Genomic DNA, 13197 nt, shown 5'->3' on the forward strand with positions numbered 1-13197 from the left:
ATGGGCGGAGTTATAGAGCGTAAAAAGATGCACCCGAACAATATCATGTATGCGGGCTGGTCTCCTGCACTGAATATGTATGTGATGAATACGCTTGAGAACGACAGCTTCATGTATTACAGCGATTATTATGAGATAGACGAGTATACCTACGAGCATTTCTGCGACGAGGGTTTTAAGCCTCAGCCCATAAGACTGCTGTTTTCGGGAAGTCCCCATAGAATACCCAAGGGCGAGGAGAGAAGGTTTCACGACCTGTTTTTTGGAGAGAGAAATTGATATATATTATACTTTTAGTAGCAATTCTACTTGCCGTATATGCGGCAGCGGAGAACCTTTACATCCTCACGGTCAGGCGTGAGAAGCTGGGAAGCGGCATTAAGATAGCCCATCTTTCCGATCTCCACAGGCGGAGCTTCGGCAGTGACAACAGCAGGCTCATCAGCAGGGTGAGGGCTGAAAACCCCGACCTTATCATTTTCAGCGGCGACCTTGTTTCCAGGGACACCGACAGCCTTGAAATCGCGAAGAAAACTCTCGATCAGCTCTGTGATATTGCTCCCGTATACATGATATACGGCAACCACGAGCAGAGCATTTCCGCGGAAATGAAGCCTCAGCTGGAGGCTATGTTCGCTGAGACAAGGGCTGTGCTGCTGAGAAATCAGCATACAACGGTGAGTATAAATGGCAGGGAACTGAAAATATACGGTCTCCTTGAAAATTACGGTGTGTACAAGAAAAACGGAGGCTACCGCGGTCTTGATTCCGTTACCTGTGCAGACCTTGAAAAGCTGCTGGGAAGCTGCCCCGATGGGGAGGTGCTGCTCATTGCCCATAATCCGTTCTTTGCAGAGGCCTATGCGGAATGGGGAGCAAAGTACACCTTCAGCGGCCATGTACACGGCGGTATAGTAAGGCTTTTCGGAGTGGCCATGTTCTCTCCCGAGAGAAAAATGTTTCCCGCCTATTCCAAGGGAGTATATACGAAAGGCAATATGAAGCTGCTGGTATCGGCAGGTCTGGGAAAGCTGAGGCTATTTGACCCCGCCGAGATAGTTATATACGAGATCTAAGACTGAAATACGGCGAATATTATGAGAAGTACTCCTCCCGCCCATGAGAGATCATGCCGCAGGGAGGATATTTTTCTGCCTGTGAGGCCTCCCAGTATTATTGCGGCAGCTCCGCACAGAAGCGTGAACAGGGAAGCCGCTGCCGCCGACATACCGCTGCAGCCGCAGCTCAGACCCGTTGCGGCGGAATCAAAGGAGCTTGCCAGCGCCAGGGCGGCAGCCTCCCCTGCGGACAGTACCATGGAGCGGTCCGCATCTGCGGCGGTATCGTCTATGCAGAGCTTGACCATAAGGGGACTGCCCTTCATTTTCAGCAGCAGCTCCCCCTTGTCGGTGACGCGGCGGACAAGGCTGCGGAAAAGGCTTTTCGCTATGGTGGCTGCGCCGATGATTATGAGGACCGCTTCTCCCGCGGTGCGGCACAGCTCCATGGGAAAAATATGGCTTATAATGTCGGAAAATGTCATGGAAATACCCAGCACCGCCGCAGATATAAGGTCTATGAGCAGGGCGGACAGGAGCGGTATCCTTATGCCGCTGTTGCAGCAGGCCGCTGCCGCAAGGAATATGTCTATACTTACGATAAAGGAGATAAACAGCTCTTTCAGCAAAACACCACACCTCCGCTGTATAATATGCAGATATTGCGGAAACTGTGAATTTTCGGGAAAATTTTATTTTGCCTGTTGCTTTATCATGAAATGTATGATATAATGAATGCAAAAGCATTCATTATAAATTATTTTAATGTCCTTGCAGATACGCAGATCAAAGATCTGCTTCCTGCAATCGGACAATTATATCATAACGCTTCGCTTATATGATATAATATATAAAATTTATGCAGAACAGGAGATGAGAATAGAGATGGACGGTGCCCCTGACGGCAGTAATCCTGATAATTACGGAATAGACTCCGCTGAATATATGATTTCAAGGCATGGTCTGCACTATCGTTTGTGTTAGGCTGTGCCTTTATGAGGTTATGGAGAAAAAATATATTAAACGGAGGATATGAAATGATAGGGCAGATAATTCTGCAGATTATACTTATTGCGCTGAACGCGGTCTTTGCCTGTGCGGAGGTCGCTGTTATTTCCACAAATGATATGCGCATTGAAAAGCTTGCCGCAAGCGGCAGCAAAAAAGCGGTAAGGCTGAAAAAGCTGACGGACAGCCCCACCCGCTTCCTTGCCACTATACAGGTGGCCATCACCCTTGCAGGCTTTATCGGAGCGGCCTTTGCCGCAGACAGCTTTTCGGAATACCTTGTGTCCGCTATCTCAAAGACGGGCACAGGCATACCGTCGGCAGTGATAAAAAAGGCATCGGTAGTTGTTATAACGCTGATACTCTCATATTTCACCCTTGTTTTCGGCGAGCTCATACCAAAACGCGCCGCAATGAAGGATCCCGAGAAGATAGCCCTTGCCATGAGCGGAGCCATCAACTTTGTGTCAAAGCTCTTTGCGCCTATGGTATGGCTGCTGAACGCTTCCGCAAACGGCATACTCAGACTTATGGGCATTGATCCCGAGAGCGACGATGATACCGTCACCGAGGAGGAGATCCTCATGATGTCCGATGCAGGCGCCGAAAAGGGTACTATCGACGAGGACGAGAACCGCATTATCAAAAACGTTTTCGCCTTCGACGATATGACGGCAGAACAGGTATGCACCCACAGAACAGACGTTGATGTGCTGTGGAGCGCCGACGATATCAGCGTGTGGGAGGAGACTATCCACCGCACCCGTCATTCCGCCTTCCCCGTATGCGGTGAGAGCGTGGATAACGTCATCGGAGTCCTCAACGCAAAGGACTATTTCCGCCTTGAGGACAAGAGCAGGGACAATATCATGGCTAACGCTGTCCGCGAGCCCTGCTTCGTCCATGAGAATATGAAGGCTGACCGCCTCTTCGACCAGATGAAGCAGAGAGGCGCAGACCACTTCGCCGTAGTAGTTGACGAATACGGCGGCATGAGCGGTATCATCACCATTACCGACCTCGTTGAGGAGCTGGTGGGCGATTTTGCCGACGACCCCGAGGACGAGCCTGCTGCAAGGCTTGAAAAGACAGGGGATAACGTCTGGACAGTTCCCGGCATAACCTCTCTCAGCGATGTCTGCGAGGAGCTTGAAGTCACGCTTCCTGCGGATAAGTACGAGACCTTCGGCGGCTACGTCATAGCCGAGCTGGGGGAGATACCCAAGGACGGCTCGCAGCTCACTCTCGAAGCGGGAGGGCTTAAAATAGACATTCTTGAGGTAAGACATCACCGCATCGAGGTCTGTCGTGTTGAAAAGAACTCAATAGCCGGAGAAAATGACGGAGAAGACTGAAACAGTGCTCTGTTTTTGTAAAAATTTGGCTCGTTCTATTGACTTTCGGGCTGAATATGATATAATAATCTTGTATCAGATTTGCGCGAGGAGGGGTATCATTGATAGCAGGTGTTTCTACAGCTTGCCTGTATCCCAAGCCCCTTGAGGAAGCCATTTACGATCTTGCGGTCAACGGCGTTTCCTGCACCGAGGTATTCATCAATACCCATTCCGAGCTGAAAAAGAGTTTCGCTCACGGCGTGGCCAACCTGCTCAGGAGATTTGATGTGAAATGCCCGTCTGTACACCCGTTCACCTGCGAGATAGAACCCCAGATGTTTTTCTCGGAGTACGAGCGCAGAGTGAACGATATGCTGGAATATTACAAGCTTTACTTTCGCTTCATGAATATAGTGGGAGCCGATATTTTCGTTTTCCACGGAGGAAAACCCTCGTCGGTGTGCACTCCCGAGCTCTACTGCGAAAGATTCTCAAAGCTCTACCGCCTCGGAAAGGAATTCGGGGTAACTGTGGCTATAGAGAACGTTTCAAGATGCAGGAGCGGCTCATCTGCCTTCATCAAGGAGATAAAGGCCATGCTGGGCAGTGAATTCGCCTTTGTGCTGGATACCAAGCAGGCTGTGCGCTCCAATGAGAACCCCATGAGGTTCCTTGATATCGCAGGAGATAAGACGGTCCATGTGCATATCAGCGATTCCGGAGAGATGGGCGACTGTCTACTCATAGGAAAGGGCAGATTCGATTTCAGGAAGTTCTTCGACAAGCTGGCAGGCTATAACCCCGGATGCAGCGTCATACTTGAGTTGTACAGAAGCGGCTGGAGCGGCATAAGCGATCTTGTTTCAGGCTATAATATTCTGACCAGAATGACTGAGTCTTACGGCGGGGAGCAGAAGCTATGAAGTGTCCTTACTGCGGATATGAAGATATCAAGGTTATAGATTCGCGTCCTGTCGACGACAAGACAAGACGCAGGCGAGAGTGTTCGAGATGCGGCGAGAGATTCACCACCTACGAGGCTGTTGAGGTACCGCTGCTCATGGTGGAGAAGAGGGACGGAAGCGTCCAGCTCTTCGACAAGACAAAGCTTATAAACGGCATAGTCTCGGCAATAAAAAAGAGACCCGTCTCCGCAGAGAAGGTCACAGAGATCGCAAACTATGTGGAGAATTATTACGCCAATGCACTGAGAACAGTTGCAAGGTCAACGGAGATAGGAGAGCTGGTCCTTGAAAAGCTCAGGGATATAGATCCTATATCATATATCAGATTTGCGTCCGTGTACAAGGATTTCACGGATATAGACAGCTTCGTTGCGGCTATAAGCGAATTTGACGGAAACAAACCAAAAACGGAAGATGATTCCGAAAATAATAATACGGAGGTATGAAACATGGAATTTCTTGAGCAGTTTAATGATGTGAATACGGAGCAGACATTTGTTCCAAATGAGGTAGAGAAGCACAAGGTGCTTGCAATTCTTTCCTATATTCCTCCCCTTTTCTTCCTGCCTATAATAGGTGACAAGAATTCTACCTACTGCAAGTTCCACGCAAATCAGTCGTTTACCTGGTTCCTGTTAGTCTTAGTTGTCAGCATAGTAAGGATCATACTCGCATTTATCCCTGTTCTCGGAGCACTCCTCGGATATGCCCTCTCACTTCTGCTGGTAGCTATCTTTGTAGTGTACATGATAGGCGCAGGCAAGGGCAAGGCATACAGATTACCCTTTATAGGAAGTCTTATCAACCTTTTCTGATCTAACACACAGGCATTCTGATACTGCCGCTGTCCTCGCTGTATACCATCGAGGCGACGGCAGTATTGTCGCATACAAGCAGCTCTGCCAGCATTTTCTTGCTATCGGGGCTGTAATTCTTTATAGCATATGTGAAAAGTTTTGCGTTCCTCCCCGCGTATCTGCGCAGGGGAAGTCCCTGTCTGTCCTGAATGAGGGCATACTCCTCATATAGCTCGGAAAATTCCGAGGGTATGGTGACGGCTCTTTCGGATATCTCCTCTACCTCCCAGCCGTGGGAGGCGAAGTAGTCTATGCGCTGAGAGCGTTCTCCCGCAGCTATGACGGCTTCGGAAATATCCTTCCTGCTGCCGCAGGCAGTAAGGGCAAAGGCGGCAGCGGCAATGAACATGAATGTAAGCTTTTTCATATATCTTCTCCTGTATGACAGAATAAGGGGAGCAATGCCCCTGATATATACTATTCTGTAACAGCGGCGGATTATTACTGAAGGAGATAGTATGGCTCAGGTCAGACTTGATAAATTCATTTCCGAGAGAACGGAGTATTCACGCAGTCAGATAAAGGAGCTTGCCGCAAAGGGCAGGATATCCCTTGACGGCTGTCCCGTGAAGCGCAGCGATGTGAAGATAGACCCCGATACAGCCTCCGTAAGCGTATGCGGACAGGAGCTGAGGACGGAGCGTTTCCGCTATATACTGCTGAACAAGCCGCAGGGTTATGTGTGCTCTACCGACGACAGGGACGGCGACACGGTCATGAAGCTCATACCCCCTGAAATGCGCACAAAGGGTATGTTCCCCGCAGGAAGACTGGACAAGGACAGTATGGGCGCACTGCTGCTCACCGACGACGGAGAGCTTGCTCACCGTATGCTCTCACCGCGCAGGCACATACCTAAAGTTTATATTGTGAAACTTGACAGACCATTTGAAAATAATTATGTTAACAAATTTAGTGAGGGGCTTACGCTTGCAGACGGGGAAACTTGTCTCCCCGCTCATGTAAAAAAGGCGGAAAACAGCGATAATCTGGCTTTTGTAGAGCTTCATGAGGGAAAGTATCATCAGGTGAAAAGAATGTTCGCTTCCGTGGGAAATCATGTAGAGGTACTTATGAGAGTTTCTCTCGGAGCACTTGTTTTGCCCGAAAAACTGGCAATAGGTCAGTGTATGGAATTATTGCACAAAGATGTTGAAAACTTGTTCAAACCCCAGGATTTTGACCTCTTTTGCCATCGGTTTTCCGCTGTTTTTTCGGCAAATCTAATAAACAACCTTTTGTAACTTTGTCAATTTAGTAACTTGAATTTTTTCGCAAAGTGTGGTATCATAGTATCATAGCTGATACTGTAAAAATAAATGATCGGCACTATATTTTGAACTGGAGGACTGGATTAAATGGCAGGCTTAACACTTAAAGGCATTTATAAGAAATATCCGGGCGGAGTTGTAGCCGTTTCGGATGTTAATTTAGAGATAAGAGATAAGGAGTTCATCGTTCTCGTTGGACCTTCCGGCTGCGGTAAGTCAACAACTCTCCGTATGATCGCCGGACTCGAGGAGATCTCTGAGGGTGAGCTTTACATAGGCGACCGCCTTGTAAACGACATCGCTCCCAAGGACAGAGATATCGCGATGGTTTTCCAGAACTACGCTCTTTATCCTCATATGACAGTTTTCGATAACATGGCATTCGGACTCAAGCTCCGTAAGGTTCCCAAGGCAGAGATCGAGAGAAAGGTTAACGAGGCTGCTAAGATCCTCGACCTTACACACCTCCTCGACAGAAAGCCCAAGGCAATGTCAGGTGGTCAGAGACAGAGAGTTGCTCTCGGTCGTGCCATCGTACGTTCACCTAAGGTATTCCTCCTCGACGAGCCTCTCTCAAACCTCGACGCTAAGCTCCGTGCTCAGATGAGAACCGAGATCGCAAAGATCCACAAGAAGCTGGGTACTACTTTCATCTATGTAACTCATGACCAGACAGAGGCTATGACAATGGGTGACAGAATCGTATGTATGAAGGACGGTTTCGTTCAGCAGATCGATACTCCCCAGAACCTCTATGAGAACCCTGTAAACAAGTTCGTTGCAGGCTTCCTCGGATCACCTCAGATGAACTTCATCGACGCTGAGCTGAAGGAAGAGTACGGCCAGTTCATCGTTGAATTCGGCGCAACAAACGGCAGAGGCAACAGATACCAGATCATCGTTCCCGAGTCCAAGGTAAATGAGGACCTGGGCAGCTACGTTGGCAAGGAGATCATCCTCGGCGTTCGTCCCGAGTCTATCCACGATGAGGAAATGTACCTCTCAAATGCTTCTACAGGCGTTATCGACGCAAATGTTGAAATTACAGAAATGATGGGTGCTGAGACATACCTCTACCTCCTTTGTGAAGGTATCCCGCTCACAGCACGAGTAAGCCCGAGATCAACAGCAAGACCCGGAGATGACATCAAGGTTGCTATTGATCCCAACAGGATCCACATCTTTGATAAGGAAACTGAAAAGGCTATTGTCAACTGATTAATTCTTTTCATATTTATCCTTTCTTTCTTGGTACACAGCGTCGGGAGACGTTGTGTACACGCAAATTACCGCAGTACTCTTACTGCGGTTTTTTGCGTTTTATTATTACTACAGGAGGCAGAAATGACTGAGATCAGAAAATACCTTGAAGCCCATAAACAGGAAATGACAGACCTTCTCGCACAGCTTGTGGCCATACCCAGCATACAGGGAAAAGCAGAGGAGGGTATGCCCTTCGGAAAGGAGCCTGCGGAGGCTCTCGGACTTATGCTGAAAAAATGCGCGGAGTACGGCCTGTCCGCAGATAACGTGGATAATTATGCGGGATCTGCGGATATAAGCGGAACAGAGCCTGCTCTTGCAATACTTACCCACCTTGACGTTGTGCCAGTGGGCGCCGGCTGGACTACAGATCCCTTTGTGCTCCGCTATGAGGAGGACACCGACAAGCTTGTGGGACGGGGCACCATAGACGATAAGGGTCCCGCAGTAGCGGCTCTCTTTGCAGCAAGGGCTGTTAAGGAGCTCGGTATACCGCTGAAAAAGGGCGTCCGTCTCATATTCGGCACCAACGAGGAGAACGGCTCCGCTGATATGGAATACTACCGCAAAAAACGGGAACTGCCTCCCATGGTGTTCACTCCCGACGGGGAGTACCCCGTTATCAATGCCGAAAAGGGTATGCTGAGAGTTTACTTCTCGTCGGATTTCGACGATGACGAGATACTGGACATACAGGCAGGAACGGTGATAAATGCAGTCCCCCAGTTCTGCACGGTGAATATGCGTAATGAGGACGGCGACGAGGAGGAGGCCGTATATGAGGGCGTATCTGCCCACGCCTCCACCCCATGGAAGGGTGATAACGCCATAACTCTCTTCCTTGACAGCTACAGCGGTGAAAACCTGCTTCTTCAGGAGCTTGCCCAGCTTTTCCCTCACGGACAGTATGACGGAAAGGACTGCGGTCTCGGCTTTGCCGACCCTGTATCGGGAGATATGACCTGTGTGCTGTCCATGCTCAACACGGAAAACGGCCGTATCTGCGGCGGTATTGACATTCGCTTCCCCCTTGACCGCACAAAGGCGGAGATAAGGGACATCATCACCTACGAGCTGGAGAGCTCGGGCTTTACCGTTGACAGCTGCGAGGGCGTGGAGCCCCACTGCACCGACGAAAACAGCGATTTCGTGCAGGGACTTCTCCGCGTATATGAGCGCGTGACAGGCTATAAGGGATGCTGTATCGCTATCGGCGGCGGCACCTACGTCCATGAGATAGTGGGCGGAGTTGCCTTCGGTGCGGAGTTTCCCGATACGGACTGCCGTATGCACAGTCCCGATGAGTTCATAACGCTGGGCGACCTGCTGAAGAATGCGGAGCTTATGGCAGAGGCTATAGTGGAGCTCTGCGGCTGATTTTCCACACACGGGATATAAATGTTGAAAAGGCGGACTATCAGTCCGCCTTTTTTTATCGGTCGTTTCTGTGAGTTGTGGTGGTGTCGTGCTCCTTGTCGCCGTCAAGACCGTCGATGATATCATCAGCCGCGTCCCTTACGCCGTCGATGGCTTCTTTGCCCGCGTCGCCTGCGCCGTCAACGATATCCTTGCCTGCGTCGCCTACTCCGTCGGCTGCGTCCCTGACGTGATCCCTGACGGTTTTGTCGTCTCTGTCAGCAGTGCTTTCGTACTTTTTATCAGCTGTGGAGTCCTCTATGACAGCGCCGTTTCCGTCGTCCGTATAATGTCCGTCGTTATTATCGCCGCAGCCTGTGAGAGTTGCACAAACGGTAAAAAATATGGAGCATATTGCTAAAAGCTTTTTCATACAAATCATATCCTTTACAGTAAATTGTTGTGGAGTTGTTTTCCACAACGTATTTTTATTGTTTACTCATTTTCCCTGATTATCCACATGGTTTTCAACTTTTAAGAACTTCCAGAAAGTTAATTCTGCGTTGTTTTCCACTCTTTCAACAGAGTTATCAACAATCGAACATATGACTCCACAGCCATTTCAACAGGATGTTGAAAACTTTTCCACCCCTGTGTGAAATATATTTAGGACGATATTGCTGTAAAAAATTGGTTAAAAGTTGTACCTGCTTGAATAATGTCGCAGCTTGTGATATAATAAATCATTGCTAAGTGATTAGAATATCTGTAGGGGAGGGCGCCCTCGCCCTCCCGCGGGGAACGTAATTATTTTGGCGGGAGCCCGAGGGCGGGCTCCCCTACAGGTACACATTATGATTTACGAAAGGAAATAATATGTTTGAAGGTTTTTCTCAGGAAGCGCTGGAATTCCTGCTTGGTATAAGACACAACAACAATAAGGACTGGTTCGAGCCGCGAAAAAAGATCTACACCGAAAAGATATTCGAGCCCATGAAGGCTCTCGGTGAGGAGCTTTATACTCCATTTGCAGATACAGAGGGCATGGTGTACAAGGTGGGCAGGATATACCGCGACGAGAATTTCGCTCCCTATCTCCACTACCGAGATACCATGTGGATATATGTCCGCTATGACGCCTGGTACTGGAACAAGACTCCCACCCTTTATTTCGAGCTCTCTCCCGAGGGAGCGGAGTTCGGCTTCCGTATATCCAAGCCCGAAGCCGCCGTTATGGAGCGTTTCCGCAGCGGCCTTCTGGAAGACTCCGAGCCGTTTATCAACATGGTCGATGGACTTGTTGAAAACTTCGGGCTCACTCTCGGCGGTGATGAGTACAAACGGAAAAAGCCCTGCCCCGATCAGAAGCTTGAGCCGTATTTCATCAAAAAGGGGCTTAGCCTGTATACAAAAGTCAGCGATCCAGCAGAGCTTTTCTCCCGAAAAATAGCAGAACATGCTGTTGAAGTATTTAAGGCATTGCAGCCTATAAACGACTATTTCCACGAGATAGTGGAGGTTGAGGAGCTTGCAAAGGCTATACTCAGAGAAGAAAAGGAGCAGCAGCTCTCACAGCCCGAGCCCGGGATAAACATGGTAAAAGCTCCCGATGTGGAATTTATGTGGTAGCGCGGAGCCCGCGCTGCCTTGCCACGTTGCCGCTCGCAAGCTTGCTTACAGTTATAAGGATCGATATTCGTACATCGCTTACAGCACTTTTTTTAACTGAACGTGAAAAGCTGACGTCAGAATTTTTATGCGGATATCACTTATAATTATGAATTATGCATTATGAATTATGAATTTTAAAACAGCCCTCTTACGTCCTCAAATGTGAGAGTTGGCTGCAATGCAAGATTTATGCCGAATGCAAGGAGCTGTGAGGCTCTTTCCGTCAGGCGGTCTATATCACGGGGAGTTACCATCATATTGGGCAGCTCCCCGTCAATTTTTCTGCCCGTGAGACTTTTCACAATGGTGTGCATATCCACTACGGTAGGAACTCCTACAGCGATGACGGGAATCCCCATGACCTTTTCCGAGAGCTCCTTCCGACGGTTGGAAACGCCGCTTCCCGGGGATATGCCCGTATCAGTCAGCTGTATGGTAGTGCCGAGACGGCTGATATCATTGCAGGCCAGAGCGTCCACGGCGATAATGGCAGCAGGCCGAAGCTCCGCAGATATGGCGCGGACAATCTCGGCGGTCTCGATGCCCGTCTGCCCCATGACACCTCCTGCAAAGGAGCTGACTCTGCGCATTGATGAGAAGAAGTCCTCCTCGGAGCTGTCTCCGCTGAGGTGCCGCGTGGCAAGTACCTTTGCGGCAGTCTGGGGGCCTATGGCGTCGGGAGTTATATCGTTGTTTCCAAGACCTGCCACCAGTATCTCTCCGTCAGGGAGCAGAGCGGAAAGCTCATGTGCAAGCTCCTGAGCCATGTTCTGATAGTCGTCGGAAAAACGGCTGAGACTGTGCCCCTCAAGGGTGATATATCTGCCCCTGCCCTTGCCGAGGGACTCGAGGCAGCTGTCATCGTCAATGATTATCTCCGTTATGCGGAAAGCCTTTCCCCTTGTGGAGATGTGAACGCTTTCGGGCAGGCTGTCGGGAGATATGCTTTCAAGGGCAAGATCGGTTCGGATATCCATATATTCCTCCATATTGTGCATTTTGCTTTAATTGTGGAAAATATTTCTTAGTTTTATTTCACTTTTAGCTATTGAAAACAGTGTGGAAAAATGATATAATTATATTTGTCTCAGTATGGCAGCTGTGCGTTGCAGCTGTCGGGAGTGAATGAACCCGTGTTTGCTCCTATTATCTGTAAAATGCGGACGATTATACGGTCTGCATAAATCAAGGAGGTGTAATGTAATGCCAAACATTAAGTCTGCAAAGAAGAGAGTAAAGGTCAATGCAACAAAGGCTGCTGCCAACAAGGCAAGAAAGTCTAATCTCAAGACTATCCTCAAGAAGGCTGACGCAGCTGTAGCAGCTGGTTCTGCTGACAAGGCAGAGGCAATCAAGGTTGCTATCAAGAGAGTTGATCAGGCTTGCGCAAAGGGTCTTATGCACAAGAATAAGGCTGCAAGAAAGAAGTCACAGCTCGCTAAGAAGCTCAACTCTGCTGAATAAGGTCTTTTGATCATATAAGAAATGAACCCCTTGCGGACAACTCACGGTCTGCAAGGGGATTTTGTTTTTTATTAGTGAGAAAAACATAAAAAAGTGACCCCCTCCGCCAGAACGTGGCAGCAGGGGGCTTTTCTATCCGCACAGAGTATGTCAGTTCATTTGTGATTTAGCGACCTCTTTAAGAACGTGTTCCATGACCTCCTCGGTAGTGGGAACGCGGCCCTTACCGATCTTGTTTATTGGATTTTTTGGGTCCTTGCAGGCCTCCTGGATAGATTTTTCTATCTCGCGCCTGACTTCAGCTTCTGATACGCCATTTTTTTTTGCAATATCCTTCAAAATATCATTAAAATTCATATTCCCTCCGATGTATATTAGAAAAATAGTTGGTAGCGTCTGAGTAGGTTTTATGCGGATAGTTTTGACCGAAAAAGCTCACTTATTCACATATACGCCGACTATTTCGGATATATATGCTCTGTGATAGGCGTCTCCGTTGAAGAACTTTTCGGGGATACCGTCATCTGTGAGGAATCCGCTTTCCTGAAGGTCGTAGCTGTAGAGCTTACGGCACACAAGAACCAGCTCAGCCTCCTCAAAGGCCATACAGCCCTCTATCTCAACAGGTGTGAGCCCCGCCTCCTTAGCCTTGTCGCAGTCTCTGCCCGAATGAGAGCCGCAGAAGGAAAGTGCCTTTCTGTATTCCTCGCCGAGGAATGAAGCCGTAAAGCACTCGCCCTCCTCGACGAAGCCGTAGGTATAGCGGGTGGGTCTGATGTAGCAGGTGAGAACGTTCTTGTTCCAGAGAACGCCCAGCTGACCCCATGAAGCAGTCATGGTGTTGAAGCCGGTATTGTTCCCGCCTGTGAGGAGCATCCACTGTTTTCCGATCTTATCGAAGGGATTGAATGAAAGCTCGCTGATGTCGATTTTGGTAAAAGCCATGA

Annotated in this window: 17 protein-coding genes; 11 read left to right on the forward strand and 6 right to left on the reverse strand. The window is 49.0% G+C overall.

Translation table 11 applies throughout. From position 1 onward, the window contains the following. Together Q0Y65_RS08200 and Q0Y65_RS08205 are read left to right on the forward strand one after the other, a co-directional pair. Entirely contained in the window at window positions 1-279 is a 279-nt protein-coding gene (locus Q0Y65_RS08200) for a hypothetical protein (protein ID WP_037298555.1), read from the forward strand. Then, window positions 276-1076, forward strand: a complete 801-nt coding sequence (locus Q0Y65_RS08205) for a metallophosphoesterase (protein ID WP_297958797.1) — start codon at window positions 276-278, stop codon at window positions 1074-1076. The genes Q0Y65_RS08200 and Q0Y65_RS08205 overlap by 4 nt, the downstream gene beginning before the upstream one ends. Here Q0Y65_RS08205 and Q0Y65_RS08210 read toward each other — a convergent pair. Continuing rightward, the gene (locus Q0Y65_RS08210) at window positions 1073-1687 is read right to left on the reverse strand and encodes a manganese efflux pump (RefSeq protein ID WP_297958798.1); all 615 of its coding nucleotides are present in this window, start codon (window positions 1685-1687) and stop codon (window positions 1073-1075) included. The genes Q0Y65_RS08205 and Q0Y65_RS08210 overlap by 4 nt on opposite strands. 408 nt (window positions 1688-2095) lie before the next feature. Between Q0Y65_RS08210 and Q0Y65_RS08215 the strand changes: the two genes are divergently transcribed. The 4 genes from Q0Y65_RS08215 (at window position 2096) to Q0Y65_RS08230 (ending at window position 5183) form a co-directional block, all read left to right on the forward strand. Beyond that, a complete protein-coding gene (locus tag Q0Y65_RS08215) occupies window positions 2096-3421 on the forward strand; it encodes a hemolysin family protein (RefSeq protein WP_297958799.1) in 1326 nt (441 codons plus the stop codon). 101 nt (window positions 3422-3522) lie between these two features. Further along, on the forward strand, window positions 3523-4326 hold the full coding sequence (locus Q0Y65_RS08220; protein WP_297958800.1) for a sugar phosphate isomerase/epimerase: 804 nt from the start codon (window positions 3523-3525) through the stop codon (window positions 4324-4326). Continuing rightward, window positions 4323-4814, forward strand: a complete 492-nt coding sequence (gene nrdR, locus Q0Y65_RS08225; RefSeq protein WP_297958801.1) for a transcriptional regulator NrdR — start codon at window positions 4323-4325, stop codon at window positions 4812-4814. Before Q0Y65_RS08220 ends, nrdR begins: the two co-directional genes overlap by 4 nt. 3 nt (window positions 4815-4817) lie before the next feature. Next, window positions 4818-5183, forward strand: coding sequence for a DUF4870 domain-containing protein (locus Q0Y65_RS08230; protein ID WP_297958802.1), 366 nt, complete (start codon window positions 4818-4820; stop codon window positions 5181-5183). A gap of 1 nt (window position 5184) precedes the next feature. On the opposite strand, the gene Q0Y65_RS08235 is transcribed toward Q0Y65_RS08230, so the two are convergent. Next, window positions 5185-5592: a DUF4830 domain-containing protein gene (locus Q0Y65_RS08235; protein ID WP_297958803.1), complete on the reverse strand. Its 408-nt coding sequence runs from the start codon at window positions 5590-5592 to the stop codon at window positions 5185-5187. Window positions 5593-5683: 91 nt separating this feature from the next. On the opposite strand from Q0Y65_RS08235, the gene Q0Y65_RS08240 reads away from it, so the two are divergent. The 3 genes from Q0Y65_RS08240 to Q0Y65_RS08250 all read left to right on the forward strand — a co-directional run bounded on the left by Q0Y65_RS08240 (window position 5684) and on the right by Q0Y65_RS08250 (window position 9136). Beyond that, entirely contained in the window at window positions 5684-6469 is a 786-nt protein-coding gene (locus tag Q0Y65_RS08240) for a pseudouridine synthase (protein WP_297958804.1), read from the forward strand. Between the two features lie 114 nt (window positions 6470-6583). Then, window positions 6584-7714, forward strand: a complete 1131-nt coding sequence (ugpC, locus tag Q0Y65_RS08245; protein WP_173544952.1) for an ABC transporter ATP-binding protein — start codon at window positions 6584-6586, stop codon at window positions 7712-7714. 126 nt (window positions 7715-7840) lie between these two features. Further along, the gene (locus Q0Y65_RS08250) at window positions 7841-9136 is read left to right on the forward strand and encodes a Sapep family Mn(2+)-dependent dipeptidase (protein WP_297958805.1); all 1296 of its coding nucleotides are present in this window, start codon (window positions 7841-7843) and stop codon (window positions 9134-9136) included. Between the two features lie 55 nt (window positions 9137-9191). On the opposite strand, the gene Q0Y65_RS08255 is transcribed toward Q0Y65_RS08250, so the two are convergent. Beyond that, a complete protein-coding gene (locus Q0Y65_RS08255) occupies window positions 9192-9548 on the reverse strand; it encodes a hypothetical protein (RefSeq protein ID WP_297958806.1) in 357 nt (118 codons plus the stop codon). Window positions 9549-9991: 443 nt separating this feature from the next. Between Q0Y65_RS08255 and Q0Y65_RS08260 the strand changes: the two genes are divergently transcribed. Further along, window positions 9992-10744 carry a DUF2461 family protein gene (locus Q0Y65_RS08260; RefSeq protein ID WP_297958807.1) on the forward strand — a complete coding sequence of 251 codons (753 nt, stop codon included), beginning with the start codon at window positions 9992-9994 and terminating at the stop codon, window positions 10742-10744. A gap of 176 nt (window positions 10745-10920) precedes the next feature. Here the strand turns inward: Q0Y65_RS08260 and gpr are convergent, their stop codons facing one another. Continuing rightward, on the reverse strand, window positions 10921-11763 hold the full coding sequence (gene gpr, locus Q0Y65_RS08265; RefSeq protein ID WP_297958808.1) for a GPR endopeptidase: 843 nt from the start codon (window positions 11761-11763) through the stop codon (window positions 10921-10923). 226 nt (window positions 11764-11989) lie between these two features. Between gpr and rpsT the strand changes: the two genes are divergently transcribed. Continuing rightward, window positions 11990-12250, forward strand: a complete 261-nt coding sequence (rpsT, locus tag Q0Y65_RS08270) for a 30S ribosomal protein S20 (RefSeq protein WP_028521558.1) — start codon at window positions 11990-11992, stop codon at window positions 12248-12250. Between the two features lie 150 nt (window positions 12251-12400). Here rpsT and Q0Y65_RS08275 read toward each other — a convergent pair whose 3' ends face one another. Both Q0Y65_RS08275 and Q0Y65_RS08280 read right to left on the reverse strand, forming a co-directional pair. Further along, window positions 12401-12607, reverse strand: a complete 207-nt coding sequence (locus Q0Y65_RS08275; RefSeq protein WP_297958809.1) for a hypothetical protein — start codon at window positions 12605-12607, stop codon at window positions 12401-12403. A 78-nt stretch (window positions 12608-12685) separates the two neighbouring features. Continuing rightward, window positions 12686-13195, reverse strand: a complete 510-nt coding sequence (locus Q0Y65_RS08280) for a flavin reductase family protein (protein WP_297958810.1) — start codon at window positions 13193-13195, stop codon at window positions 12686-12688. Window positions 13196-13197 lie beyond the last annotated feature (2 nt).

The sequence above is a fragment of the uncultured Ruminococcus sp. genome, from assembly GCF_947301925.1.
Taxonomy (GTDB): domain Bacteria; phylum Bacillota; class Clostridia; order Oscillospirales; family Ruminococcaceae; genus Ruminococcus.

Bases quoted from the DNA above. Each gene is read 5' to 3' on its own strand.
- Q0Y65_RS08250 (WP_297958805.1), top strand. From the start codon at position 7,841: ATGACTGAGATCAGAAAATACCTTGAAGCCCATAAACAGGAAATGACA.
- Q0Y65_RS08255 (WP_297958806.1), bottom strand. From the start codon at position 9,548: ATGAAAAAGCTTTTAGCAATATGCTCCATATTTTTTACCGTTTGTGCA.
- rpsT (WP_028521558.1), top strand. From the start codon at position 11,990: ATGCCAAACATTAAGTCTGCAAAGAAGAGAGTAAAGGTCAATGCAACA.
- Q0Y65_RS08200 (WP_037298555.1), top strand. From the start codon at position 1: ATGGGCGGAGTTATAGAGCGTAAAAAGATGCACCCGAACAATATCATG.
- Q0Y65_RS08280 (WP_297958810.1), bottom strand. From the start codon at position 13,195: ATGGCTTTTACCAAAATCGACATCAGCGAGCTTTCATTCAATCCCTTC.
- Q0Y65_RS08230 (WP_297958802.1), top strand. From the start codon at position 4,818: ATGGAATTTCTTGAGCAGTTTAATGATGTGAATACGGAGCAGACATTT.
- nrdR (WP_297958801.1), top strand. From the start codon at position 4,323: ATGAAGTGTCCTTACTGCGGATATGAAGATATCAAGGTTATAGATTCG.
- Q0Y65_RS08215 (WP_297958799.1), top strand. From the start codon at position 2,096: ATGATAGGGCAGATAATTCTGCAGATTATACTTATTGCGCTGAACGCG.
- Q0Y65_RS08240 (WP_297958804.1), top strand. From the start codon at position 5,684: ATGGCTCAGGTCAGACTTGATAAATTCATTTCCGAGAGAACGGAGTAT.
- Q0Y65_RS08275 (WP_297958809.1), bottom strand. From the start codon at position 12,607: ATGAATTTTAATGATATTTTGAAGGATATTGCAAAAAAAAATGGCGTA.
- ugpC (WP_173544952.1), top strand. From the start codon at position 6,584: ATGGCAGGCTTAACACTTAAAGGCATTTATAAGAAATATCCGGGCGGA.
- gpr (WP_297958808.1), bottom strand. From the start codon at position 11,763: ATGGATATCCGAACCGATCTTGCCCTTGAAAGCATATCTCCCGACAGC.
- Q0Y65_RS08260 (WP_297958807.1), top strand. From the start codon at position 9,992: ATGTTTGAAGGTTTTTCTCAGGAAGCGCTGGAATTCCTGCTTGGTATA.
- Q0Y65_RS08235 (WP_297958803.1), bottom strand. From the start codon at position 5,592: ATGAAAAAGCTTACATTCATGTTCATTGCCGCTGCCGCCTTTGCCCTT.